Annotated in this window: 16 protein-coding genes and 4 pseudogenes; 13 read left to right on the forward strand and 7 right to left on the reverse strand. The window is 71.9% G+C overall.

Going from position 1 to position 26,100, the window contains the following annotated elements:
• The 3 genes and pseudogenes from B1205_RS32180 to hppD all read right to left on the reverse strand — a co-directional run.
• Nucleotides 1–179, reverse strand: a 179-nt coding sequence (locus B1205_RS32180) for a DUF2510 domain-containing protein (protein ID WP_441338545.1), incomplete at its 3' end; no start/stop codon positions are given.
• 19 nt (nt 180–198) lie between these two features.
• Entirely contained in the window at nt 199–843 is a 645-nt protein-coding gene (locus B1205_RS22455; protein WP_254910136.1) for an RDD family protein, read from the reverse strand.
• A gap of 13 nt (nt 844–856) precedes the next feature.
• Nucleotides 857–2,007, reverse strand: a pseudogene (hppD, locus tag B1205_RS22460) (4-hydroxyphenylpyruvate dioxygenase).
• Nucleotides 2,008–2,146: 139 nt separating this feature from the next.
• Here hppD and B1205_RS22465 point away from each other — a divergent pair.
• The 5 genes and pseudogenes from B1205_RS22465 to B1205_RS22485 all read left to right on the forward strand — a co-directional run bounded on the left by B1205_RS22465 (nt 2,147) and on the right by B1205_RS22485 (nt 10,596).
• On the forward strand, nt 2,147–2,653 hold the full coding sequence (locus tag B1205_RS22465; protein WP_089157417.1) for an Lrp/AsnC family transcriptional regulator: 507 nt from the start codon (nt 2,147–2,149) through the stop codon (nt 2,651–2,653).
• A gap of 138 nt (nt 2,654–2,791) precedes the next feature.
• A pseudogene (locus B1205_RS22470) lies at nt 2,792–4,152 on the forward strand (outer membrane protein assembly factor BamB family protein).
• Nucleotides 4,153–4,228: 76 nt separating this feature from the next.
• Entirely contained in the window at nt 4,229–5,896 is a 1,668-nt protein-coding gene (locus B1205_RS22475) for a fumarate hydratase (RefSeq protein ID WP_089157418.1), read from the forward strand.
• Nucleotides 5,897–6,154: 258 nt separating this feature from the next.
• Nucleotides 6,155–9,142, forward strand: a complete 2,988-nt coding sequence (locus B1205_RS22480) for an AfsR/SARP family transcriptional regulator (RefSeq protein WP_089157419.1) — start codon at nt 6,155–6,157, stop codon at nt 9,140–9,142.
• Between the two features lie 44 nt (nt 9,143–9,186).
• On the forward strand, nt 9,187–10,596 hold the full coding sequence (locus B1205_RS22485; RefSeq protein ID WP_176308755.1) for a class II fumarate hydratase: 1,410 nt from the start codon (nt 9,187–9,189) through the stop codon (nt 10,594–10,596).
• On the opposite strand, the gene B1205_RS22490 is transcribed toward B1205_RS22485, so the two are convergent.
• A complete protein-coding gene (locus tag B1205_RS22490; RefSeq protein ID WP_089157420.1) occupies nt 10,597–10,860 on the reverse strand; it encodes a hypothetical protein in 264 nt (87 codons plus the stop codon).
• 257 nt (nt 10,861–11,117) lie between these two features.
• Between B1205_RS22490 and B1205_RS22495 the strand changes: the two genes are divergently transcribed.
• Nucleotides 11,118–11,930: a helix-turn-helix domain-containing protein gene (locus B1205_RS22495; protein WP_089157521.1), complete on the forward strand. Its 813-nt coding sequence runs from the start codon at nt 11,118–11,120 to the stop codon at nt 11,928–11,930.
• Nucleotides 11,921–12,106 carry a DUF397 domain-containing protein gene (locus B1205_RS22500; RefSeq protein WP_089157421.1) on the forward strand — a complete coding sequence of 62 codons (186 nt, stop codon included), beginning with the start codon at nt 11,921–11,923 and terminating at the stop codon, nt 12,104–12,106. The genes B1205_RS22495 and B1205_RS22500 overlap by 10 nt, the downstream gene beginning before the upstream one ends.
• Before the next feature lie 183 nt (nt 12,107–12,289).
• On the opposite strand, the gene B1205_RS22505 is transcribed toward B1205_RS22500, so the two are convergent.
• On the reverse strand, nt 12,290–12,835 hold the full coding sequence (locus B1205_RS22505; RefSeq protein WP_089157422.1) for a CGNR zinc finger domain-containing protein: 546 nt from the start codon (nt 12,833–12,835) through the stop codon (nt 12,290–12,292).
• Between the two features lie 71 nt (nt 12,836–12,906).
• Between B1205_RS22505 and B1205_RS22510 the strand changes: the two genes are divergently transcribed.
• From B1205_RS22510 to B1205_RS22530, 4 genes and pseudogenes are all read left to right on the forward strand, one after another.
• Nucleotides 12,907–13,872, forward strand: coding sequence for an EamA family transporter (locus B1205_RS22510; protein ID WP_089157423.1), 966 nt, complete (start codon nt 12,907–12,909; stop codon nt 13,870–13,872).
• Nucleotides 13,869–14,566, forward strand: a pseudogene (locus B1205_RS22515) (HAD family hydrolase). The gene B1205_RS22510 and the pseudogene B1205_RS22515 overlap by 4 nt, the downstream one beginning before the upstream one ends.
• Nucleotides 14,567–14,655: 89 nt before the next feature.
• Entirely contained in the window at nt 14,656–16,347 is a 1,692-nt protein-coding gene (locus B1205_RS22520; protein WP_176308747.1) for a S8 family serine peptidase, read from the forward strand.
• A gap of 2,397 nt (nt 16,348–18,744) precedes the next feature.
• A complete protein-coding gene (locus B1205_RS22530) occupies nt 18,745–20,079 on the forward strand; it encodes a hypothetical protein (protein WP_140158127.1) in 1,335 nt (444 codons plus the stop codon).
• A 275-nt stretch (nt 20,080–20,354) separates the two neighbouring features.
• Here B1205_RS22530 and B1205_RS22535 read toward each other — a convergent pair whose 3' ends face one another.
• Together B1205_RS22535 and B1205_RS22540 are read right to left on the reverse strand one after the other, a co-directional pair.
• On the reverse strand, nt 20,355–21,584 hold the full coding sequence (locus B1205_RS22535) for a hypothetical protein (protein ID WP_089157427.1): 1,230 nt from the start codon (nt 21,582–21,584) through the stop codon (nt 20,355–20,357).
• A gap of 1,303 nt (nt 21,585–22,887) precedes the next feature.
• Complete coding sequence (locus B1205_RS22540; protein ID WP_089157428.1) at nt 22,888–23,535, reverse strand: IclR family transcriptional regulator; 648 nt, start codon at nt 23,533–23,535, stop codon at nt 22,888–22,890.
• 63 nt (nt 23,536–23,598) lie between these two features.
• Here B1205_RS22540 and cysS point away from each other — a divergent pair, with 63 nt between their 5' ends.
• Together cysS and rlmB are read left to right on the forward strand one after the other, a co-directional pair.
• Entirely contained in the window at nt 23,599–25,014 is a 1,416-nt protein-coding gene (gene cysS / locus B1205_RS22545) for a cysteine--tRNA ligase (protein ID WP_089157429.1), read from the forward strand.
• Nucleotides 25,014–26,080: pseudogene (rlmB, locus tag B1205_RS22550) on the forward strand (23S rRNA (guanosine(2251)-2'-O)-methyltransferase RlmB). The gene cysS and the pseudogene rlmB overlap by 1 nt, the downstream one beginning before the upstream one ends.
• Nucleotides 26,081–26,100 lie beyond the last annotated feature (20 nt).

A 26,100-nucleotide genomic window follows, 5' to 3' on the forward strand; every position in this document is an offset into this window, starting at 1 on the left:
CGGTCGGCGGTGGGGCCGGTGCCCGGCGTCGCGGGGGCCGGTTCGGGCTCGGCGGGCGGTGGGCCGTCGGGCGGGGTGACGTCGATCGGGATCGGCGCACCGACCCAGCCTTCGCCGTCCCACCACCGGCGGGTCTCCGGATCGGCCGGGTCGACGTGCCAGCCAGGTTCGACACTCACTGCGGTGCCTTGTGCGCGTTCACGGTGCAACCTTAACGACGACGGTGCCGGCCGCCTTGTCGTGCAGGCACTGCTGCCAGGGCTTGTCCCAGAGTTGCCAGAATCCGTCGAGGTAGTTCAGGAACGGTACGAGCGACCCGGCGACGAACTCGACCAGGTACCGCTTGCCCAGCGCGGCCCGGGTCAGCGGCGCGTCCGGCCGGAGCGGGACGATCCGCAGCTTCATCACCTTCTTGCCGAGCGTCTGGCCGGTCCGGCGGGCGTACTCGACGTGATAGAGCCAGTAGAAGACGAGCACGAGCAGGAACAGCCCCAGCTCGGCCAGGAGCACCGGCACGAAGAACTCGCTGAAGATCACCGACGGGTCGGGCTCGGCCACGGTTCCGTCCGGGCCGGGCGCCGGGATGCGGTCGATCATCCGGATCACCAGCCAGACGAGGACCGGCGCGAAGAGCACCAGCGCCACCGCGCTGGCGACCGCCGTGTCGATCAGCCAGGCCACCAGCCGGTCGCCGAAGTTGGCCAGCGGCTGACCGCTGGGCGCGAGGGTCGGTGGCACGAACCCGGGGTGCGGGGCGTACCCCGGGGGTGGCGGCGGATAGCCGGGCGGGCCGGCGTACGTCGGCGGGGTGTGCGGGGTGGGCGGCGCGAAGCCGCCGCCCACNACGCCGACAGTGTCACAGATTGCCGCGCTTCTCCTGCTCGCGCTCGATCGCCTCGAACAGGGCCTTGAAGTTGCCCTTGCCGAAGCCGAGGGAGCCGTGCCGCTCGATCAGCTCGAAGAAGACGGTGGGGCGGTCCTGCACCGGCTTGGTGAAGATCTGGAGCAGGTAGCCGTCCTCGTCCCGGTCCACCAGGATCTTGCGGGACTGCAACTCCTCGATCGGCACCCGGACCTTGCCGATGCGGGCGCGCAGCTCCGGGTCCTCGTAGTAGGAGTCCGGCGTGTCCAGGAACTCCACGCCGGCCGCCCGCATGGCGTCCACGCTGGCCAGGATGTCGTTGGTGGCCACCGCGATGTGCTGGGCGCCGGGGCCCTGGTAGAACTCCAGGTACTCGTCGATCTGCGACTTCTTCCGGGCCACCGCCGGCTCGTTCAGCGGGAACTTCACCTTGCGGGTGCCGCTGGCCACCACCTTGCTCATCAGCGCCGAGTAGTCGGTGGCGATGTCGTCGCCGATGAACTCGNGCCCAGCTCCACGTTGCCGACGACGTGGTCGACGGCCTGGAAGAAGCGCTTCGGCTGGAGGCCGGCGTCGATCATCGGCTGCCGGTCCACGATCGGGGCGCGGGCGACGAAGCCGGGCAGGAACGGCCCGGTGTAGCGGGACCGGTCGACCAGGGTGTGCCGGGTGTCCCCGTACGCGGCGATGGACGCCATCCGGACCGTGCCGTGCTCGTCGCTGACGTCGTGCGGCTCCAGCAGGCCGGTCGCGCCCTGCGCGGTGGCGTGCGCGTACGCGGCGTCCACGTCCGGCACCTCCAGCGCGATGTCGGAGATGCCGTCGCTGTGCCGGGCGACGTGCGCCTCGCCGTCCGCGCCGGGGCGGACCACGCCGGTCAGCACGAACCGGGCGGAGCCGCTGGTCAGCACGTACTGGGCGTGGTCCCGGTAGCCCTGCTCCGGCCCCCGGTAGGCGACACAGGTCATGCCGTACGCGGTGGAGTAGTAGTGCGCCGCCTGCTTGGCGTTGCCGACCAGGAAGTGCAGGTGGTCGAGGCCCCTGACCGGGAACGGGTCCCGGCTGATGTCGTGGGCGACGGCGCCGACGAGAACGTCGGCGTCGGTCTCCTCGGTCAACCTGGGTCGGTCGATCGCCTGGGTCATGGTGGCCTCCCTCGCGTACCGGCCGGCCTCGTGGGCCGCCGTGGTCTGTTCCTCAGGCGAGGATCTCCGGGCGGGCCGGCAGTGGGCAATAGTTGGCGATAATGCTGGTCAGGTTGCGCATTCGGTACTGTCAGACACCATGAACGCTGGTCAGGATGTACAGCTCGACGAGCTGGATGCCAAGCTGCTCGCACTACTCGCCGAGGAGCCCCGGATCGGGATGCTGGAGTGCTCCCGGCGGCTCGGCGTGGCCCGGGGCACCGTCCAGGCGCGGCTCGACAAGCTGATCGGCCGAGGCGTGGTGGGCGGGTTCGGGCCGGACATCTCGCCGGCCGCGATCGGCTTCGGGGTGACCAGCTTCGTCACCCTGGAGATCAGTCAACGGCACGGCCACGACCAGGTCACCGCGCACCTGGCCGCCATCCCCGAGGTGCTGGAGGCGCACACCATCACCGGCTCCAGCGACCTGTTGTGCCGGATCGTGGCCCGGTCGAACGCCGACCTCCAACGGGTCATCGACCAGATCGTCGCCTCGGAGGGCATCCGACGCGCCTCCACGATCATCGCGCTTGCCGAGCAGATCCCGTACCGCACGCTGCCGCTGGTCCGCTCCGCCGCCCGGGGCGAAGGAAGGGCACCCTGTTAACGCCTCCGGTATAGGAGGGGGCCCCTCCTAACATCCGTGGGCGCGCAAGAAGCGACGCGACACGCCCCGCGCGGAACCCGGCGCAGCGGTGATCGTCGCTACCGTGTCCGTGTGAAGGGCCTAGGCGGACGCGGCTGGTTGCTGCTCGGGCTCATCACCGTGGTCGTGCTCGCCGCCACCGGCGTCTGGAACCCCTTCCCCGGGCTCTGGGACTGGGTCGACCGCAGCTCGCCGATCTCCGAGCCGGACGTGGCGTGGCAGCAGCGCATCGACGGCACCCCGCGCAGCGTCACCATCGCCGGCGACACCGTGATCGTCGAGCAGCGCACCCGCACCGAGGCGCGCAACCTCGCCGACGGCACCCAGCTCTGGGAGCGCAAGGCCGACNCGACAAAGGGTACGAGGTGCTCGACCCGGTGACCGGCGTGACCCGGCGTCGCGACGATCGCGCGGTGGCCGTCTGGACGTATCGCAACCTGCTGCTGGACGCGTACTGCGTGCAGGCCACCGACTGCACGCTGCGGGCCTGGGAGCCGCGCGGCAACGCTCCGCTGTGGAGCGCGTTCCTGCCCGGGGTGCACAGCGGTCTGCTGGCCGACAACCCGGAGCTGCTCGGCACCCGGCGGCTGGGTGCGACCCGGATCGACGGCGGGGTGGCCGGAGCGGAGTCGGTCCCGCCGCTGCTCGGCTTCCCGGTCGACGGGCGGGTGCATGTGGTCGACACCGCCACCGGCCGGGTGCTGCAAAACGTCCAGCCGGGCCGGGAGGAACGGCTGGCGGTGATCGGCGGTCGCCTGCTGCGCATCGCGGCCACCTCCCGCGACGGGAGCTGCTACTTCGTCATCACCGCGGTCGACCCGGCCACCGGCCAGCAGGTGTGGCGGCGTGCCGGGGTCAACCTGCGTACCGCCGACGCGGCCGGCTGCGCGCAGCGCAAGGACCCGCAGGGCGCCCGTAACGTGCTCGTCGGGGTGGCGCCGGACGGCCGGGAGGCGGTGCTCGACGGCTACGACGGCCGGTTGCTCCAGCTCGGCGCGGAGGGCGAGAAGCTGCTCGCCGTCGACGACCGGTACGCGGTGGTGCGCAGCGCCGACAAGGCATCGCTGCTGGGCCGCGAGCTGTCGGCGGGCCGGACCCGGTGGACCAGACCCGCGGGCGGCCGGAGCGGCGCGGCGCTCACCCCGTACGCGGCGGTGCTCACGGCGGACGAGCCGTCCCGGCTGATCGCGGTCGAGCCGCGCACGGGCCGGGTGCTGGCCGAGCTGCGCACCCCGGCGAACGCCCTGGCGGTCGGCCCGAACGGCATGGTCATCGGGGAGGGGCGGGAAATCGGGTACGTCCGCTGGGGCGCCGGTGCGGCCGGCACGCCGCCACCGGTCGGCGGGTCGGTGCCGGACCAGGGCGCGGTGCCGGTGCCGGACCCGGGTGACACCTGGCGTCCGCCGGGCGGCCGGGGCGACTGCGGGCCGAAGAAGGAACTCTGCGCCAACGGTGGGTGACGCCGGGTGAGAGCGGCGTCCCACGACCCACCGGCGGGTGTCACCGATCGATCGCTCTGCCCTAGGCTTTTCGCTCATGAGCAGTGCCGCCGCCTTCTCGTACGCACCCCTGCTGCCGACCGGTCCCGACCAGACGGAATACCGCCTGGTCACCGACGAGGGCGTGGACGTCGTCAACGGCCCGGGTGGCCGTCGCTTCCTCACCGTGGAGCCCACCGCGCTGACCGCGTTGACCGCCGAGGCGATGCATGACATCGCCCACTTCCTGCGCCCGGCCCACCTGGCCCAGCTCCGGTCGATCATCGACGATCCGGCGGCCTCGCCGAACGACCGTTTCGTCGCGCTGGACCTGCTGCGCAACGCCAACATCGCGGCCGGCGGTGTGCTGCCGATGTGCCAGGACACCGGCACCGCGATCGTGATGGGCAAGCGTGGCCGGCATGTGCTCACCGACGGCGCCGACGCGGAGGCGATCTCGCGCGGCGTCTACCAGGCGTACACCCGGCTCAACCTGCGCTACTCCCAGCTCGCCCCGCTGACCATGTGGGACGAGCGGAACACCGGCAGCAACCTGCCGGCCCAGGTGGAGCTCTACGCCGAGGACCCGGACGGCCACCCGGACGCGTACAAGTTCCTCTTCATGGCCAAGGGCGGCGGCTCGGCCAACAAGTCCTACCTGTACCAGGAGACGAAGGCGCTGTTGAATCCGACGCGGATGATGCAGTTCCTGGAGGAGAAGCTGCGGCTGATCGGCACCGCCGCGTGCCCGCCGTACCACCTGGCGATCGTCATCGGCGGCACCTCCGCGGAGTACGCGTTGAAGACCGCCAAGTACGCCTCCGCGAAATACCTGGACGCGCTGCCGACGCAGGGTTCGATGAGCGCGCACGGCTTCCGCGACCTGGAGCTGGAGGCCGAGGTGCTGGAGTTGACCCGTAACTTCGGCATCGGGGCGCAGTTCGGCGGGCGCTACTTCTGCCACGACGTGCGGGTGGTCCGGCTGCCCCGGCACGGTGCCTCCTGCCCGGTGGCGATCGCGGTCTCCTGCTCCGCCGACCGGCAGGCGGTCGCCAAGATCACCCCGTCGGGCGTGTGGCTGGAGCGGCTGGAGACCGACCCGGCCCGCTTCCTGCCCGACGTCACCGACGAGACGCTGGACACCGAGCAGGTCGTCCGCGTCGACCTGAACCGGCCGATGGCCGAGATCCGCGCCGAGTTGTCGAAATACCCGGTGAAGACGCGCCTGTCGCTGACCGGCCCGCTGGTCGTCGCCCGGGACATCGCGCACGCGAAGATCGCCGAGCGGCTGGACGCCGGTGAGCCGATGCCGCAATATCTTCGCGACCACGCGGTCTACTACGCCGGCCCGGCGAAGACCCCCGAGGGCTACGCGTCGGGTTCGTTCGGCCCCACCACCGCCGGCCGGATGGACGCCTACGTGGAGCAGTTCCAGGCCGCCGGCGGCTCGATGGTGATGCTGGCCAAGGGCAACCGGTCCACTCAGGTCACCCGTTCCTGCGGCACGTACGGCGGGTTCTACCTCGGCTCGATCGGCGGTCCGGCCGCCCGCCTGGCGCAGGACTGCATCAAGCACGTCGAGGTGCTCGAATACGCCGAGCTGGGCATGGAGGCGGTCTGGAAGATCGAGGTCGAGGACTTCCCCGCCTTCATCGTCGTCGACGACAAGGGCAACGACTTCTTCGCCGAGGTCACCAAGCCGGTGCTCACCGTCGGCCGACGCTGACCCCGACATACGCGAGGGGCGCCCGGGATGTTCCCGGGTGCCCCTCGGTGCGTCTGCCGTGCATCGACATCGGTGCGATCACCCGGCCGCACGGCCGGGTGATCGCACCGCCCCCGTCGGATGCCGTACCGACAACCTGGGTACGAGTCTGGGCGTCGTCGCTGTCGATCCGCTATCAGATCACTATCGCCTCGACGCGTCGTTCGGTGATCGCCGGGCTACGCTGCTGGAAGTTGCACGCGGCGTACGGGGGCGCAGATGCGGTTCGGGATCCTGGGGTCTCTGCGGGTGGGCGGCGGCGAAGCCACCGTCACCGCGGGACGGGACCGGGCCGTGCTCGCCATGCTGCTGCTGCGGGCCGGTCGGGTGGTGCCGTTCGACGAGCTGGTCGACGCGGTCTGGGAGGAACGCCCGCCGGCCACCGCCCGGGCCCAGCTCCAGATCTGCGTGTCGCGGCTGCGCCAACGCTTCGTGCCGCTGGGCCTGCCCGCCGACACCATCGTCACCGACCCGGCCGGGTACGGCATCCGGGTCGAGCCGGACGACCTCGACGCCGCGGTGTTCGCCCGTACCGTGGAGACCGCCCGCGCCGAGGCGACCGCCGGTCGCGCGGCCGACGCCCGCCGGCACTACCGCGACGCCCTGGCCCTCTGGCGTGGCCCGGCCCTGGCCGGGATCGCCGCCCGGAGCGTACGGCGGCGCGCGCAGACGCTCGACGAGCAGCGGCTCGCGGTGCTGGAGGAGTGCGTCGACGTCGAGTTGCGGCTGGGCCGGGCCGTCGACCTGATCGACGAGCTGGCCGAGAACGTCGAACGCAACCCGCTGCGGGAGCGGCTGCGCGGGCAGTTGATGCTGGCCCTGTCCGCGGTCGGCCGTCAGGCGGACGCGCTCGCCGTCTACCGCGAGGGCCGGCGGATCTACGCCGAGGAGCTGGGCATCGAGCCGGGCGCGGCGCTCCAGGAGCTGCACCAGCGGGTGCTGACCGGTGACCCGGCGCTCGGCGGGTCGGAGAGTTGCCCCGCCACGCCGGTGCGGGCGCTGCCCCGGGCGATAAGCGACTTCACCGGACGGCAGCAGACCGTGGCCCGGCTGGTCAAGGAGATCGCCGAGGAGGGCGCCCGGGTCCAGCTCATCGACGGCATGCCCGGTAGTGGCAAGACCACCCTGGCGGTGCATGTGGCCGGCGCGTTGGCCGACCGGTTTCCCGACGCCCAGCTCTTCGTCGACCTGCACGGGCACAGCCAGCGCACACCGGTGAGCAGCGCGGCGGCGGTGGAGACGCTGTTGCAGCAGCTCGGCGTGCCGCCCATGCGCATCCCGGTCGACCTGGACGGCCGGCTGGCGGTGTGGCGCAACGAGTTGGCCGGTCGGCGGGCGGTGGTGGTGCTCGACAACGCGGCCAGCGCCGCCCAGGTGGCGCCGCTGCTGCCCAACGGGCCGGAGAACCTGGTCCTGGTCACGAGTCGCCGACGACTGGTCGGCCTGGACGACGGGCGGCCGTTCTCGCTCCCGGTCCTGGACCCGGACGAGGCGGTCGAGATGCTCGGCCGGGTGGTCGGGGTGGAGCGGCTGGGCGCTGAGCCCACGGCCGCGGCGGAGGTCGTCCGTCGGTGCGGCTACCTGCCGCTGGCGATCCGGCTCGCCGGGGCCCGGCTGGCGCATCGACCAGGGTGGCGGGTGTCCGATCTGGCGGCGCGACTCGCCTCGCGGCCGGACACGCTGGCCGAGTTCACCGCCGGGGAGCGCTCGGTCGGCCAGGCGTTCGCCCTGTCGTACGCGCAGGTGTCGCCCCCGGCCCAGCGCCTGTTCTGGCTGCTCGGGTTGCAGCCCGAGGGCCGGTTCGACGGTGGTGTGGCCGCGGCGTTGGCGGACCTGCCGTTGATCGAGGCGCAGGACCTGCTCGACGAGTTGGTCGACGCGCATCTCGTCGAGGAGGCGGTGTCGGGGCAGTACCGCCTGCACGACCTGCTACGCGAGTACGCCGGGGTGCTGCTGGCCGATCCGGCGCGCGCCGCCGCCCGGCGGGCCGCGCTGGTCCGCCTGCTCGACCACCACCTGTACGCCGCGGTCGAGCTGGCCCGGGAGATCGAGCCGTTGTCCGGCATCGACGATCTCTACCGCCTGCCCGCCACGGCCCGTCCCGACCTGCTCGCCGTCAACCAGGAGCGCGGCCGGGCGTGGTTCGAGGAGAACCGGACCACGCTCGGCGCCCTGGTCCGCCTGGCCGAGAGCGAGAAGTTCCTGCGGCACTGTTGGCAGCTCGCGGGCGCCACCTGGTTCCTCGACTTCCATGACGGCCACCTCGACGAGCTGGTCGAGACGCAGACGATCGCGTTGCGGGCGGCACGGCAGTTGTGCGACGAGGACGCCGAGGCGTTCACCGCCAACCGGCTCGCCGCGACGTACAACCGGTTGGCCCGGTTCGACGAGGCGACCCGCCTGATGGCGGCCGTGGTGGACCGGTGCCGGCGGCTCGGCCTGCGGCGCGAGACGGTCCGTCACCTCATCAACCAGGCCGCCGCGCACTGCAGCATGAACGAGTACCGGCGCGGCCTGGAATGCCTCGACGAGGCGCTGGATCTGGTGGCGCTCCCGCACGACCTGGAATCACGGGCGCTGCCCCTGCTCAACAACCGGTCTCTCGCGCTGCTCTTCCTCGGCCGCTGCGACGAGGCGCTCCGGGACGCGCAGGAGCACCTCTTCCTGGCCCGTCGCCGGGGCGACCAGTGGCACACGGCCAACGCCGTCGGCCATCTCGGGATGATCCGGCGCCGGATGGGTGACCGGCGGCACGCCCGCCGGTTGCTGGAGGCGGCGATCAAGCTCAAACGGAAGAACGGGAACCGGGCCGGCGAAGGTGAGCTGCTCAACGAGATCGGCGGGCTGGACCGCGAGGAGGGGCGACCGGACCGGGCCGCCACCCGGCACCGTGACGCGCTCGCCGCAATGATCGACGCCGGGGACCGGATCGGGCAGTACGCCTCGCGCAACCTGCTGGCCCGCGCCTTCCTCGACCAGGGCGACGCGGCCGGCGCGTTGGAGTTGCATCGCCGCGTGCTCGACCAGGCGACCGCGCTGGGCGCGCGCTTCGAGCAGGCCCGGGCGCTGGACGGCATGGCCCGGTGCCTGCGCGACACGGACGCCGACCAGGCCCGCCGGTACGCCGCCCGGGCGCTGACGTTGTTCCGTCAGGTCGAGTCGCCGGAGCAGCGGGCGACCGAGGAGTTGCTGGCCGGGCTGGCCTGAGCCGCCGCCGCTTTCCCCTGCACATGGGCGACGGGCGCGGCAGGATGGTACGCGTGACGACTCCAGAGGCGACCGGATACCGGATCGAACGCGACTCGATGGGCGAGGTGGAGGTGCCCGCCGAGGCGCTGTGGCGGGCGCAGACCCAGCGCGCGGTGCAGAACTTCCCGATCTCCGGGCGTGGGCTCGAACCGGCCCAGATCAAGGCCCTGGCGCAGATCAAGGGCGCGGCCGCCCAGGTCAACGGCGAGCTGGGGGTGATCGACGCGGACGTGGCGGAGGCGATCGCCACCGCCGCTGCGCACGTCGCCGCCGGCGGCTACGACGACCAGTTCCCGGTGGACGTGTTCCAGACCGGCTCCGGCACGTCGTCCAACATGAACACCAACGAGGTGATCGCGTCGCTGGCGAGCCGGGAGCTGGGCCGCGACGTCCACCCGAACGACCACGTCAACGCGTCGCAGTCCAGCAACGACGTGTTCCCGACGTCCATCCACCTGGCCGCCACCCAGTTCGTGGTGGAGGATCTGCTTCCCTCGTTGACGCAGCTCGCCATGGCGTTGGAGGCGAAGGCCGCCGAGTTCGAGACCGTGGTCAAGGCCGGGCGTACCCACCTGATGGACGCCACCCCGGTCACGCTGGGGCAGGAGTTCGGTGGTTATGCCGCGCAGGTCCGCTACGGCGTGGAGCGGCTGGAGATGGCGCTGCCCCGGCTGGGCGAGCTGCCGCTCGGCGGCACCGCGGTGGGCACCGGCATCAACACGCCGCTCGGCTTCGCGGGCAAGGTGATCGGGCGGCTGCGGGACTCGACCGGCCTGCCGCTCTCCGAGGCGCGCAACCACTTCGAGGCGCAGGGGGCGCGGGACGCGCTGGTGGAGACGTCGGGTCAGCTCCGCACCGTCGCGGTCGGCCTCTACAAGATCGCCAACGACGTACGGTGGATGGGCTCGGGCCCGCGCGCCGGCCTGCGTGAGCTGCGCATCCCCGATCTCCAGCCCGGCTCGTCGATCATGCCGGGCAAGGTGAACCCGGTGGTGGCCGAGGCGATGCGGCAGGTCTGCGCCCAGGTGATCGGCAACGACGCGGCGGTGGCCTTCGCCGGCTCGCAGGGCGACTTCGAGCTGAACGTGATGCTCCCGGTCATGGGCCGCAACCTGCTGGAGTCGATCAAGCTGATCGCCGCGTCGAGCCGGCTGTTCGCCGAGCGCCTGGTGGCCGGCCTGGTCGCGGACGCCGAGGTCTGCCTGGCGTACGCGGAAGGGTCGCCGTCGATCGTCACCCCGCTCAACCGTCACCTCGGGTACGACGAGGCCGCCTCGATCGCGAAGGAGGCGCTGGCCAAGCAGGTCTCCATCCGCGAGGTGGTGATCTCGCGGGGCCACGTCGAGTCGGGCAAGCTCACCGAGACCCAGTTGGACGAGGCGCTGGACCTGCTCCGGATGACGCACCCCTGATCAGGGCATCGCCCGACGGCGGGCCCAGCCGAGAAAACGGTGGTAGAGGACGGCGGGGTCGAGCCGGTCGTGCGGGTGAAGCCGGTGCAGGTCGGCGGTCGCCTCGTAGAGCACGCCGCAGAGATAGACGCTGAGCCCGACCGGGTCGGCCGCGTACTCGCCGACCAGGGTGAGGCGCGCGGTCGCGCACGGCCAGGGCGTGCCGCAGGTCCGGCAGAGCCAGAGCGGGCGCAGGGGTAGGTGTGGCGGGTCGGATGAGGGCATGCGCGGTCCCTTTCGAGCTGAGTCGTTGGTGACGTGGCCGCCCCGGCCGGTGTGGGACCGCCCGGCCGGGGGAGCGGGCGGTCCCACCACGACGCCCTACTCGGGGGAATGGAGCGTTCGCGTCGCCTTCACAGTCTGCTGACCATGTGACTACGCTCGGAAGGCTTTGTGCGTGCTACGCGAGGCATGCTGCGGCGGGTCGCCCAGCCGCTGGCGTGGCGTCGGAGTCGATCAGCGCGGCGCTGGAGGGCGGCTGGATGGCGGACGGGCAGATGACGGCGGCGGCCTTCCTGGTCACTGAGCTGCGTCGGGCACGGGTACGACGCGGCTGGAGCCAGGAGGAGCTGGCCCGGGCGGTCAACTACTCGGCGTCGATGGTCAGCGCGGTGGAGTTGGGCCATCAGCCGCCCACCGCGAAGTATGTAGAGCTGGTCGACCAGGCGCTCGACACCGGCGGTCTCTTCGGTCGGATGCTCACCGAGCTGGTCAGCCGGGACCGTGCTCAGCCCTGGCTGCGAGGCCGGGGCGAGATCGTCGCGCAGTCGCGGGTGCTGCGCTGGTACGAGCCGCTGTACGTGCCCGGCCTGCTCCAGACCGAGGCGTATGCCCGCGCGGTGTTCGAGGCGGGTGGCGTGCTCGACCCGGACGTCGTCGAACGCCGGTTGGCCGAGCGGATGGAGGGGCAGCGCCTCCTCTATGACGAGCAGCCGCCACGGCTGTGGGCGGTGCTGGACGAGGCCGCGCTGCGCCGGCAGGTCGGCACCCGCAAGACGATGTGCGATCAGGCGACGCATCTGGCGCGGATCGCTACCGAGCACCCTCGGGTCCGGTTGCACGTCGTTCCCAGGTCTGCACAGGAGTATCCAGGGCTCGGCGGCCCGTTCATTCTGGCGACCCTGCGGGAGGGGACCGACCTGGCTTTCATGGCCACCCTGACGGGCGGTCAGGAGGTTGATCAACCAGCGGATCTGGGCCATTTGCAACGAGTCTGGGAAGCTATCCTCAGCGAGGCGTTGCCTCCGCAGGAGTCCATCGAGTTCGTGAGGGAGGTGTCGGAGTCGTGGATCTGAGCGGCGCCACCTGGCGCAAGAGCCGCCGGAGTGCGCAGAGCAACGACTGCGTCGAGGTCGCTGTCGACCTGCCGGGCGTGGTCGGAGTGCGGGACAGCAAGGACCCGGCCGGGCCGGTGCTCACCTTCGACCCGTACCCCTGGCGGGTTTTCCTGGCCGCGCCACCACAGCGGTAATCGCCTCGCCCAGGCGCGGGGAGGGCGGGATGATCAGTACGCCGCCATCCCTGGCTCGGCCGCTGGGCCGCGGGTCAAAGATCGATACCAGTTCGGTGAAGTGGTGGCATCCGTGCCGAACGGATGCCACCACTTCGCCGAGATGGCGTCCGACCACCCCGACCACCCTGACCACGGGGTGCGTCAGGAAGGGGACGCTGATCTGCGCGCCCGGTAGGCGCTGACGGCGGCGCGATTGCCGCATCCGGCGTCGCAGAAGCGTCGGGACCGGTTCTTCGACAGGTCGACCAGCACGTTTTCGCAGTCGGGGTGGTCGCAGTGCCGCAGCCGGCTCAGCTCGTCCATCCGGACCAGGTCGGCCACGGCCATCGCGGCTTCGACCGCCATCCGGGTGGCCAGCGGCGCGTCGCGGGGCACGGCGTGCAGATGGTACGGCTGGTCGTCGTGCCGGATGAGCTGCGGCAACGCCCGTGACTCGTGGAGCAGCCCGTTGACGATCCCGACCACCTCGTCGGTGTCGGCGTACCAGATCCGGCGCAGCCGGGGCCGCAGCGCGCGGACCTGGCGCAGTTCGTCGTCGGTGTGCTCGTGCCGGCCGCTCCACCCGTAGGTGGTGAAGAACCGGTCGAGCGCGGCCACGTCGGGCAGTTCCTCCCGGCCCGGGGCGGCGGTGTTCACCAGCGCGATGGTGGCGAGGAGCGCACATTCGGTGTCATGGGCAAAAAGCAACTTGACTCCTGTCGGTTGACCCCCCTAGCGTCATCAGCGTAACGCCTTTCACTGATGACCAGGAGTCCCACATGCGTGAACGGTCCGGTGCCGGACTCGGCCTGGCTCTGCTCTCCGCGCTCACGTTCGCCACCTCGGGCACGTTCGCCCGCCCGCTGATCACCGGTGAGTGGTCCGCGGTGGCGGTGGTGATCGCCCGGGTGGGCATCGCCGCGCTGGTGCTGGCCGTGCCCGCCCTGCTGGCACTGCGCGGCCGGTGGCCGGTGCTGCGTCGCAACGCGCTCACCGTGCTGCTTTTCGGGCTGCTCGGCGTGGCCCTGGCCCAGGCGTGCTTCTTCAACGCGGTCCGTCTCCTGCCGGTCGGCGTGGCGCTCCTGCTGGAATACCTCGGCATCGTGCTGGTGGTCGGCTGGATGTGGTTGGTCCACGGGCAGCGTCCCCGGTTCCTGACCGTGGCCGGCTCGCTCGCCGCCCTGTGCGGGCTGGTGTTCGTCCTCGACCTCACCGGCGCCGGCCGCCTCGACCCGGTGGGCGTGCTCTGGGGGCTCGGCGCCGGCATCGGGCTGGCCGGCTACTTCGTCATCGCCGGCCGCCTCGACGCCGAACTGCCCTCGGTGGTGGTCGCCAGCGGTGGCATGGCCGTCGGTGCCCTGGTGCTGCTCCTGCTCGGTGCGGTCGGTGCGCTTCCACTGGCCGCCGGCACCGCCGACGTCAGCTTCGCCGGGCACCAGATGAGTTGGCTGGTGCCGATCATCGGGCTGTCGCTGATCGCCGCCGTGGTCGCGTACCTGACCGGTGTCGCCGGGACACGGCTGCTCGGCGCCCGGCTCTCCGCCTTCGTGGGGCTGACCGAGGTGATGTTCGCGGTGCTGATCGCCTGGCTGGTGCTGAGCGAGCTGCCGAGCGCGATCCAACTGGTCGGCGGGGCGTTCATCGTCGGCGGCGTCGCCCTCGTCCGGCTGGACGAACTGCGGGCCGGCCCCGAGCCGACGCCACCGGCGGCCCCGGCCGAGCCGGCGCTGGGCGTGCAGGTATGAGCGCCCACCGCACCGCCGTCGTCTTCGACGCCGACGAGACCCTGATCGACCTGCGCCCGGCGGTCACCGGTGCGCTGGCGACCGTACTCGAAGAGATGCGGCGGCGGACCCCGGCGGCGGCCGATGTGTCGCTCGCGGACCTGGAGGGAGACTGGGGTGCGGTCTTCGGCGCGCTCAGCGCCGCCCCGGTGCGGGAGATTCGGCAGGCCGCGCTGGCCCGGTCGCTGGCCCGGGCCGGGCTGGACGCCACCTGGACGAGTTCGTGGCGCTGTTCTTCGCCCGCCGCTTCGCCCTGAGCCGGCCGTTCCCGGACGCGCTGCCCGCGCTCGCGGCGTTGCGCCCGCGTCACCTGCTCGGCTTCGCCACCAACGGCAACAGCCGGACCGAACGCTGCGGCCTCATCGGACAGTTCGCCTTCGAGCTGTACGCGCACGAGGACGGCCTGCCGAAGAAACCGTCGCCGGCGTTCTTCGCCGCCGTGGTGGCCGCCGCCGGGCTGCCCGCCGCGCGGATCGTCCACGTCGGCGACTCGCCCGAACACGACGTGGTCGCCGCCCAGCGGGCCGGGATGCGGGCGGTCTGGCTGAACCGGCGCGGGCTGCCCCGCCCGTCCGGTCTCCAACCGGACGCCGAGGTGTCCACGCTGGCCGCGTTGCCGGAGGTCCTGGCCGTGTTGAGGCGTGCGAATGCCTGATTGCGGCCTATTCCGGGCGTGCATCTGGCGAAACCCGCTCCCGTGATGTGGGATGACTGCCACGTCCCTCAACGAGAGGATCTGATGTGGTGAGCAAGCGCTTCACCGTCGGCGCGGTCGCGGCTGCGGCCTCGCTGGCACTCACGGTGACCGGCCTGGGCGTTCCGGCGACCGCCGCGCCGTCGGACACCCGGACCTTCACCGTGTTGGCGGAGAGCGGCGTCTCCAGCGACGCCGCGATCGCCGCGATCACCGCGGCCGGCGGCACCGTCGTCTCCCGCACCGACGACGTGGGACTCTTCCAGGTGACCAGCGACCGGGCGGACTTCGCCAGCCGCGCCACCGCCGCCGGCGCACTGCTCGGCGCGGCCGAGGAGAAGGCCATCGGCCGCAAGCCGAAGCTGGACCGGGTCGAGCAGGAGCACCTGCTGGCCGCCGTCGCGTCCAAGGGCAAGGCCGCCAAGGGCAACGCCAAGAAGCTGGACCCGCTGGACGACAAGCTCTGGGGTCTGGACATGATCCGGGCCGACCAGGCCCGCAAGATCGAGCCGGGTGACCGCCGGGTGACCGTCGGCGTCCTGGACACCGGCGTCGACGCCAGCCAGCCCGACCTGGCACCGAACTTCAACTGGGCGCTCTCGCGCAACTTCGCCCCGGACATCCCCGACGTCGACGGCCCGTGCGAGGTGGCGAGCTGCCTCGACCCGGTCGGCACCGACGACGGCGGGCACGGCACGCACGTCGCCGGCACCATCGGCGCCGCCGCCAACGGTTTCGGCCTCTCCGGCGTGGCCCCGAAGATCTCCCTGGTGGAGCTGAAGGGTGGCCAGGACAGCGGCTACTTCTTCCTCAACCCGGTGGTCAACGCCCTGGTCCACGCCGGCCGCTCCGGGCTGGACGTGGTCAACATGTCCTTCTACGTCGACCCGTGGCTCTACAACTGCGCCGCCAACCCGGCCGACTCGCCGGAGGCGCAGGCCGAGCAGCGGACCATCATCGAGGCCATGAAGCGGGCGCTGACCTTCGCCCACCGCAAGGGCGTCACGCTGGTCGGCGCGCTCGGCAACAACCACGAGGACCTGGGCAACCCGCGCACCGACGTGAGCAGCCCGGACTACGGCGACACCGCGCCCTACCCGCGTCCGATCGACAACGCGAGCTGCTGGGACCTGCCCACCGAGGGCCCGCATGTGATCAGCGTGTCGTCGGTCGGCCCGTCCGGCAAGAAGGCCGACTACTCGAACTACGGCACCGAGCAGACCGCGGTGGCGGCCCCGGGCGGCTGGTTCCGGGACGGCTTCGGCACCGACACGTACCGCACCGACGCCAACATGATCCTCTCCACGTACCCGAAGAAGGTGCTCCAGGAGGAGGGGTCGGTCGACGAGGACGGCAACGTCGTCGCCGGCTTCGAGAACTCGGTGTTCAAGCAGTGCACCGCCAAGGGGGAGTGTGGCTACTACACCTACCTCCAGGGCACCTCGATGGCGTCCCCGCACGCCGCGGGTGTGGCCGCGCTGATCGTCAGCAAGTGGGGCAAGAAGCAGGGCCGGGACGGCTACGGCATGTCGCCGGACCTGGTCGAGCAGCACCTCTACCGCACTGCGGCCGAGCACGCCTGCCCGGAGCCGCGGCTCCAGACCTACACCAACGAGGGTAGGGACGCCGAGTTCGACGCGTACTGCGCCGGCTCGCTCAACTTCAACGGGTTCTACGGATACGGCATCGTCGACGCCTACGCGGCGGTCAAGACCCCGCTGAAGCCCAACGCGCGGCCGTAGCCGCTCCGCACCACCGAGAAGCCCGGGCGACACGCGTCGCTCGGGCTTCTCCGTGTCGGTGAATGCGCACCGTGGTCTTCCCATCGAACGCTGTCCGGTTGGCGTGATTTGGCGTTTCCCCAGCTCAAACCACCTTCTCTGGTCCAAAGGTCCCTTCCCTCCGCGACGATGTTCGGCTTGACTCATTACTGAGAGTGATCATTGGCCGCCGACGGTGCTGCTGTGACGGCCCTCGGGGAGGAGAAGAGACATGTCCGAGGAGACCATCCGCAAGACTGCCCTCCCGAAGCAGAGCGGGGCCGAGGCGGCGTTGGCCGCGGCGCCGCCGGACTACTTCGGGTTCACGCCGAACTACGCGAACAGCCCGCTGCCGACCGTCGTCGGTGGCGTGGTGCAGCCCGGCACCGGCATGCGCAAGTTCGTCGACACGCTGCCCGGCATCGGCCCCACCAAGGCGAACGACCTGGGCAACTATCTGCCGATCGCGTACCCCGACCTCCTCACCTATCCGGGATGCGACTACTACGAGATCGGGATCCAGCAGTATTCGCAGCAGTTCCACAAGGACCTGCCGGCCACCCGCCTGCGCGGTTACAAGCAGCTCAACAACGGCACCGACGCCAACGGGCACAACACCGTGGCGCCACCGCCCCGCCCCTACCACGGCGGCCCGATCATCTACGCCCGGCGGAACCGGCCGATCCGGATCAAGCTGGTCAACCAGCTTCCCACCGGCGCGGCCGGGAACCTCTTCCTGCCCGTCGACATCACGCTCACCGGGGCCGGCACCGGCCCGTTGAACAACACCGAGCTGTACAAGCAGAACCGGACCGTGATGCATCTGCACGGTTCGGAGACGCAGTGGATCAGCGACGGCACCCCGTTGCAGTGGTTCACCCCGGCCGGCGAGGTCACGTCCTATCCGAAGGGAGCCAGCTACGCGATCGTGCCGGACATGCCCGACCCGGGCGCGGGCGCGGTCACGCTCTACTTCCCGATGCAGCAGAGCGCCCGGATGATGTGGTTCCACGACCACACCGAGGGGACCACCCACCTCACTCCGTACAGCGGACAGCTCGGGATGCTGCTGCTCCAGGACCCGGTGGAGCGGCAACTGGTGACCGACGGGGTCATCCCCGCCGAGGAGATCCCGCTGATGATCCAGGACAAGACGTTCGTGCCGGACCCGGCGCAACTCGCCGCCGAGGATCCGACCTGGGACACCGCCAACTGGGGCGGCAAGGGCAGCCTGTGGATGCCGCACGTCTACATGCCCAACCAGAACCCGTACAACGCGGCCGGCGCGAACCCGATGGGCCGCTGGGACTACGGACCCTGGTTCTGGCCGCCGTACACCGGCATCCAGCAGGGACCGGTGCCCAACCCGTACTACGACCCGGTCACCCGGCCCTGGGAACCCCCGGTCCAGCCCGGAACGCCGCTGCCCACCATCACGCCCGAGGCGTTCATGGACACCCCGGTGGTGAACGGCTGCGCCTACCCGACGCTCCAGGTCCAGCCGAAGGCGTACCGGTTCCGCATCCTCAACGCGTGCAACGACCGGGCGCTCAACCTCCAGCTCTACCACGCCGCCTCGAACGGGACGATGTGGAAGCCCGACGGCACGTTGAACGACGGCGCGGCCGGCGAGGTGCCGATGGTGGAGGCGTGCCCGAACCCGGACTTCCCGCCGACCTGGCCCACGGACGGACGCGAGGGCGGCGTGCCCGACCCGAACGCGGTCGGCCCCGACTGGATCCAGATCGGCAACGAGGGCGGGCTCCTGCCGCAGGTCGCGATCATCCCGCCGCAGCCGATCAACTACGAGTACGACCGGCGCTCGATCACCGTGCTCAACGTCTCCGACCACTCGCTGCTGATCGGACCGGCCGAACGCGCGGACGTGATCGTTGACTTCTCCACGGTCGCGCCCGGCTCGACGCTCATCCTCTACAACGACGCCCCGGCACCGATGCCCGCCTACGACACCCGCTACGACTACTACACCGGGGACCCGGACCAGACCGACGCCGGCGGCGCGCCCACCACCCAACCCGGCTACGGCCCGAACACCCGGACCATCATGCAGATCCGCGTCGCGGGCACCCCGGCCACGCCGTTCGACCTCGCCCGCCTGCGGACCCGACTGCCCCAGGCGTACGCGCAGAGCCAGCCGAAGCCGATCGTGCCGGAGGAGGCGTACAACGCGGCCTTCGGGACCAACTACACCAACCACTACGTGGCGATCCAGGACACCACCATCACCTACGTCCCGGTGGGCGGCACCACGCCGGTCACCCTCGACCTGCAGCCCAAGGCGATCGTCGAGGACTTCGACCCGATCTACGGCCGCGCGTTGCCGACCCTCGGTGTCGAACTGCCCAAGACCAGCGTNACATGTCCAACCTGGCCACCCCGGTCGGCTCGGCCGGTGACGGCACCCAGATCTGGAAGGTCACCCACAACGGGGTCGACACCCACTTCGTCCACTTCCACTACTTCAACGTGCAGTTGATCAACCGGGTCGGTTGGGACGGCGCCTACAAGCCGCCGGACGCCAACGAGGTCGGTTGGAAGGAGACGGTGCGGATGAACCCGCTGGAGGACTGCATCGTCGCCATGCGGCCCGCCCTGCCCGCCAACCTGCCGTTCAAGATCGGCGACAGCGTGCGGCTGCTCGACCCGACCCAGGTCCCCGGCACCACCAACGGCTTCGCCCAGATCGATCCGCAGACCGGTGCCCCGGCCACCGTCACCAACGTGCCCTACAACTTCGGTTGGGAGTACGTCTGGCACTGCCACATGGTCGACCACGAGGACCTCGACATGATGCGGCCGATGGTGATCCGAGTCTCGCCGGCACCGCCGACCAACCTCACCGCCACCCCCCAGGGCGGGCCGACGGTCCAACCGGCGATCGTGCTCAACTGGACCAACCCGGCCGGCCTGCCGGCCGCCACCCAGGTGGTCGTGCAGCGCTCGAACAACTCCGCGTTCACCGTCGGTCTCACCACCTTCACCGTCGCGGCCGGGGCGACCAGCTTCACCGACTCGACCGTGCAGATGGCAACCACCTACTTCTACCGGGTGCGGCGGGAGAACAGCGCGAGCTATTCCAGCTGGTCGAACACCGCGTCGGCACTGGTCCCCCTGAACGGGCCCACGAACCTGACCGCCACCCAACCGAGCGGCACGCCGGTGCGCGTCGCCCTGACCTGGGTCAACCGGTCTTACTCCGCCTCGGTGCAGTTCCAGCGCGCGACCGACGCCGCCTTCACCACCGGGCTGATCTCGCTCATGCTGGCCGCCAACACGAGCAGCTACACCGACGCCGGCGTCGTGGCCGGCACCACCTACTACTACCGGGTGCGCACGATCTATCTCGGCAACGGCTCGCCCTGGTCGAACACCGCGACGATCACCGTCGGCGCGCCGCCGGCCGTCCCGACGAACCTCGCCGGCACCGCGGTGGCCGTGTCCGGCGGCACGGCGACCGTGAACCTCACCTGGCAGGAGAGTGCCACGAGCGTGGTCACCAGCTTCGTGCTCCAGCGGGCCACCAATGTGGCGTTCACCGCCAACCTGGCCTCGTTCACCCTGGCCGGAACCGCCCGCAGCTACAGCGACACCGGGCGGGCCCGGTCGACCACCTACTACTACCGGATCCAGGCCGTGAACTCGGCCGGCAGTTCGGCGTTCAGCGGCACCATCGCCGTGACCACGCCGGCCTGACGCAACCGGTGGGCGGCGCCCGGGACTCCCGGGCGCCGCTGACCATGGTCTCGCCCGGTTCGTTGTGAACCGCTGCGTCGTGTCTCGCCTGGTTCGCTGGGCGTCGCCGGGTCGTGTTCTCGCCTGGTTCGCTGTGCCGTATCTCGTGCCGCATGTTCGCCGTCGGATGGCGCCGCGTCCGCCGCGGTCGCTCGACCGCCGGCTGCGCGAGGTGGATGGCCCCGCCGTGCCGTCGCCTGGCCCTGCTCTCCCGGCTGCGGAGCGAGGGGTGACGGTCACGGCCGCCAGCCCCGGGCGACCAGTGCGGCACGGATCTCCCGAACCAGGGCCGGGAACTCCTTGAGCAGGCGGCGGCCGGTCACATGCAGCACCAGCCAGCCGGCTTCGACGAACTGGTTGAGCCGACGCCGGTCGAGGTGCATCCGGTCGGGGTCGGCATGCCACTGGCCGTCGTACTCGACGGCGACCCGGAACTCCGGCCAGGCCAGGTCGGGATGCAGGACGAGACCGGCCGGCACGCGTATCGGGTGCTGAGCCACCGGCCGCGGCAGACCGGCGAGCATGAGCCGTACCCGCAGGTGGGACTCGGGCGGTGACTGGGCACAGCCGTCGGTCAGACCGAACACCCAGGACGCCCGCCGGCCGCCCGGTCGGCCGGCGTTCCGAGCCGCCTCGGTGGTCAGCGCGGCCTGGTTGACCGAACCGGTGCGCAGCAGCCCGTCGATGATGCCGACCGCGCGCACGGGATCGGCCCAGACCGCCGTCTCCCAGGCACAGGCGGCGGGTGCGGTGCGTGGTGGCGGCCCGGCCCGACCGAGTGGGCTCAGGCCCGGTGGCGTGGTCAGCGCCAGCGGCGCGCTCCGGCCCGGTGTCCTCGGCAGGTCTGGTGCCCTGGCCGGTACGGGCTGCGAACCGGATGGGCTCGCCGAGCCGACCGGCCGTGGTGGGGAACGTCGATCCGGCGGACGCCTCAGCTCCGCCGCGTCAGGTGGGCGAACGGTCGGCAGCGGCCCGCCGGCGCCACCCGGGGTGATCGTGATCGTACGCGTCGGCATGGTCGTGCTGGTCGCCGCAGCGGTGTTTCCTGGTGCGGTGCCAGGGTGGCCCGGTGAGGCGGTGGCTCTCGGAGTGGTGGTGCGGGGGCCCCTGGGGGTGCTGGACACCGGGGCGTGGTGCACGCGGACACCGGGGTGGGAGTCGGCCCGGACCAAGGCGGGCAGCAGGACGTGCACGTCGTCGGTGAAGTCGGCGGCATGCTGCACTCCGTGCAGGTAGGCCGCCGACGGTCCGGCGATCAACGTGCCCGGAGGCATGCGGAGCAGCACGGCCCGGCAGGCCAGCTCGTGGTCGCGGTCGAGGCGGGCGTCGGCGTAGACGTCGTGCCGGAGCCTGATCCAGGACGCGCCCCGGAGGTGGTGCCGTGCGAGAAACCCGCGCCGGACCGCTTCCGAGCCACGGAAGACCTGCCAGGCCAACTGCGGCGGGCGATGAGGGTGAGGTGGCATGCGACAAGCGTGGAGGCCCGGAAGTACCCGCCGAAACCCCTGTGGACAACCACCGCTGAGTCCGTAGGACGGCCCTGTGGACAACCTTCATGAGATGCCGTCGGTGTGCTAGGTACCCGACTCTCGCCGAGGTCCGGCTCGTCGTCCGGGTCACGTCCGCAGGGCGGGCGGCGATGATCGACACCGTTTCGGCGAGATGAAGTGGTCCACGCGGCCGCGATACCGCCACTTCGCCGAGCCGGTGGGCGGCGGCGGGGCTGAGGGCCACCGGGGGCGCGGCACGGATGCGAGCCGGGGCAGATGGGAGGACCTCGTCACGCGGATAACGGGCATGGCGTCGGACGGGTGCCACCACCTCGCCGGAAGTGACCGTGGACGGTCGCGGCTTCTGCGACGTGGGCGAACGCCGGGTGGTCCGCGCTTCGTCGCATGGGGCGAGTTCGGCCCGGCCGGGCGTCGCTACTTCGCCAAGCTGGGTGTATACGGCCCGGCGGATGCCGCCACTTCGCCGCGCTGGGTGTATACGGCCCGGGCGGATGCCGCCACTTCGCCGAGCCGGGTGCGTGGGGGTCCGGGGGTGCGCGATTTCGCCGAACGAGCGTGTGGCATCGAGGAGTGTCGCCACTGCGGGGGAGTGGACCGTCGCATCGAAGGGCGTCGCCGCTTCGCCGAAGTGGGCGGTCGTGGCGCGGGCGGATGCCGCCACTTCGCCGCGCCGGCTTCGGGCCGAGCGGCCGAGTGGCCGGAGGGGCCGAGCGGTCGAGCGGTCGAGCGGCCGAGTGGCCGAGTGGTCGAGTGGCCGGAGGGGCCGAGCGGTCGAGCGGCCGAGCGGCCGAGCGGCCGAGTGGCCGAGTGGCCGAGCGGTCGAGTGGCCGAGGGGTCGAGCGGTCGAGTGGCCGAGCGGCCGAGCGATCGAGCGGCCGAGCGGCCGAGTACATGTGATCGGCCTGAGGCGGGACGGGTGATACGCCGCCAGTACGGCGAAATGGTGATGTCCGCATGGCTCCGATACGGCCACTTCGCCGAACTTGCGCTACTCGCGCCAGCGGAGACCGGGTGGTCGGGCCGAGTCGAACGGCCGAGGTGAGGCAGATGCCCGGGACTGGCCGGGCATGGAGCGGGCCGGTGGCTGCGGCGTTCGGCGGGCGGACGGGGCAGGCCGGTGGCCGTGGGGTGCGGCGCGGTGGATGAGGTGCGCGGTGGGTGAACGGGTGGGCGGACACGGGGAGGTGGTGATCGAGGGTGCCGCGCGAGAGGCTGGGCGGGCGCGGGTGGGCGAAAACGCCACTGGGGCGGGACCGGGTCAGGAGAGTGCGGCGGCCACCGCCTCGGCGGCGGCGGTGACCTGGGCGCCGACCTCGGTCACGTCGAGCGGGGTCAGGGAGACCACGCCGACGCTGCCCTCCAACCCGGGTACGCCGAGCACCGGCGCGGCCACCCCGTACGCGCCGGACTGGAGTTCGCCGCTGGTGCCGACCGGACCGGGGTCGCCGGTCCGGCCGGCGAGGACGGCCCGGCCGGCCGCGCCCCGCTCCAGCGGGTGTCGGGAACCCGTCCGGTACGCCACGTGGAAGGCGGTCCAACTCGGCTCGACCACGGCCAGCGCGACGCCCTCGCCGCCCTCGACCACGGTCAGGTGGGCGGTCGCCCCGGTGCGTTCGGCGAGCCGGCGCAGCGCGGGCAGCGCTCCCTCGGCGAGCAGCGGCTGGGCGCGGCGGGCCAGGTGCAGCACGCCCACGCCGAGCCGCAGCCGGCCCTCGCCGTCGCGGCGGATCATGCCGTGCGCGGTCAGCGCGCCGACCAGCCGGTAGACCGCCGCCCGGCCGATGCCCAGCCGGTGCGCGGCCTCGGTGACGGTCAGCCCGCCGGGCGCGTCCGCGACGAGGTGCAGCAGGCGCAGGCCCCGGTCCAGGGTCTGCGCGGTCTCTCCCGGGCGCGCCGCCGTGTCCACAGCACGCAGCGTACGACCCGGCTCGGGCCAACCGGGAAATGTGGGGAGGGCTACCCTTGTGAGGTGACGCTACGCCTGTATGACACCGCCACCCGATCGGTGCGGGACTTCGTCCCGCGGGAAGCCGGCAAGGTGGGGGTCTACCTGTGTGGTCTCACGCTCCAGGCCCCGCCGCACATCGGCCACCTTCGCTCCGGCGTCAACTACGACGTGCTGCGTCGCTGGCTGACCGGCAACGGGTTCGAGGTCATGTTCATCCGCAACGTGACCGACATCGACGACAAGGTCCTGGCCAAGGCCATCGAGCTGGGGCAGCCGTTCTGGTCGATCGCGTACGCGAACGAGCAGATCCTCGCCGCCTCCTACCGGGCGTTGAACGTGCTCCCGCCGACCTACGAGCCGCGCGCCACCGGGCACATTCCGGAGATGCACGAGCTGATCGCCCGCCTGATCGAGACCGGGCACGCCTACCCGGCCACCGACGGCTCCGGCGACGTCTACTTCGACGTGGCCTCCTGGCCGGCGTACGGTTCGCTGTCCGGGCAGTCCCCGGCCGACATGCAGCCCGCCGGGGACGCCCCCGAGCGGTGCAAGCGCGACCCGCGCGACTTCGCGCTCTGGAAGGGCGCCAAGCCGGACGAGCCGGCCGACGCCTCGTGGCCGTCGCCGTGGGGTCGCGGCCGGCCCGGCTGGCACATCGAGTGCTCGGCGATGTGCTGGCGTTACCTGGGCGCCGAGTTCGACATCCACGGCGGTGGGCTCGACCTGACGTTTCCGCACCACGAGAACGAGATCGCCCAGTCGCAGGCCGCCGACCTGCCGTTCGCCCGCTACTGGGTGCACCACGGCCTGCTCGGCATCGGCGGCACGAAGATGGGCAAGTCGCTGGGCAACACGCTCGACCTCGACTACGTGGCGTCGCTCGGGGTGCGCCCGGTGGAACTGCGCTACTACTACGTCGCCGCGCACTACCGGTCCCGCATCGACTACTCCGAGGACGCGCTGCGCGAGGCCGCTGTGGCGTACCGGAGGGTTGAGGGCTTCGTGCAGCGGGCGGCCGAGCGGGTCGGCGCGGGCCGGCCCGGCGACGTGCCGGGCGGGTTCGTGGCGGCGATGGACGACGATCTGAACACGTCGGCGGCGCTGGCGGTGCTGCACGAGGTGGTCCGGGACGGCAACACGGCGCTGACCGCCGGCGACGATGTGACCGTCCGCACGACGCTCGCCGCCACTCGGGGGATGCTGGATATTCTCGGCGTCGACCCCCTGGACCCGGTCTGGACCGGCGGTGACCGCACGGACGACCTGCGCGGCGTGGTGGACTCGCTGGTCGCGCTCGCCCTGGAGCAGCGCGCCCAGGCCCGCGGCCGCAAGGACTGGGCCGCCGCCGACGCGGTCCGCGACCAGCTCAAGCAGGCCGGCGTGGTCGTCGAGGACACCCCCCAGGGCCCGCGTTGGACTATTGGAGAGCAGGACTGATGGCCGGCAACTCGCAGCGCCGTGGCCGGCGACTGACGCCGAAGGCAGGCGCCCCCAAGGGCACCGGTGGCAAGAACAAGGACTCCCTCGCCGGGCGGGGTCGCACCCTGCCCGCCGACGAGCGCCCCTGGCACAAGGCGTACTCGGGCACTGAGAAGCTGCCCCAGCGCACCGCCTGGAAGCAGGACAAGGAGCGCCGCGCCGCCGCCGAGGAGGGCCGCGCGCCCAAGATCGGTCAGCCCGGCAGCAAGGACACCACCTGGGGCAGGGGCGGCGGCCGGGGCGCCCCGACCGCGAAGGGCCGCAGCGGCGGCAAGCCGGGTGCCCGGTCCGGTCCCCGGGTCGCCCCCGGCCGCAAGTCGAACCCGGCGAAGGACAGCCCGGAGCTGCTGGTCGGGCGGAACCCGGTGCTGGAGTCGCTGCGCGCCCAGGTGCCGGCCACCGCGCTTTACACCGCGATGGGTATCGACGTCGACGACCGGGTCAAGGAGATCGTCCGCACGGCCGCCGACCGGGGCATCGCGATCCTTGAGGTGGGCCGCGCCGAGCTGGACCGGATGACCGGCGGGGNGACCTGGTCACCGCCGCGCTGGAGCAGGCCGCCCCGCTGCTGGTCGCGCTGGACGGGGTCACCGACCCGCGCAACCTCGGCGCGGTGATCCGGTCAGCCGCCGCGTTCGGCGCGCAGGGTGTCTTCGTACCCGAGCGGCGTGCCGCCGGGATCACCGCGACCGCCTGGCGGACCAGCGCCGGCGCGGCCGCGCGGGTGCCGGTCGCCCAGGTCACCAACCTCACCCGGTCGCTCAAGGCGTGCAAGGAGGCCGGCTTCGTCGTGGTCGGCCTGGACGCCGACGGACAGACCGACCTGTACGACCTGGAAGCGGCGGTCGGCCCGCTGGTCGTGGTGGTCGGCTCGGAGGGGCGCGGGTTGTCCCGTCTGGTCGGGGAAACCTGCGACCTGACCGTCAGCATCCCGATGGTCTCCGACGTGGAGTCGCTCAACGCCAGCGTCGCCGCGGCGGTCACGCTCGCCGAGGTCGCCCGCCGCCGCGCCGTCGAGGCGTAACGCAGGCACGCGAGAAGGGG

This window comes from Micromonospora sp. NBS 11-29, from assembly GCF_002140155.1.
In the GTDB taxonomy this organism is placed as follows: domain Bacteria; phylum Actinomycetota; class Actinomycetes; order Mycobacteriales; family Micromonosporaceae; genus Micromonospora.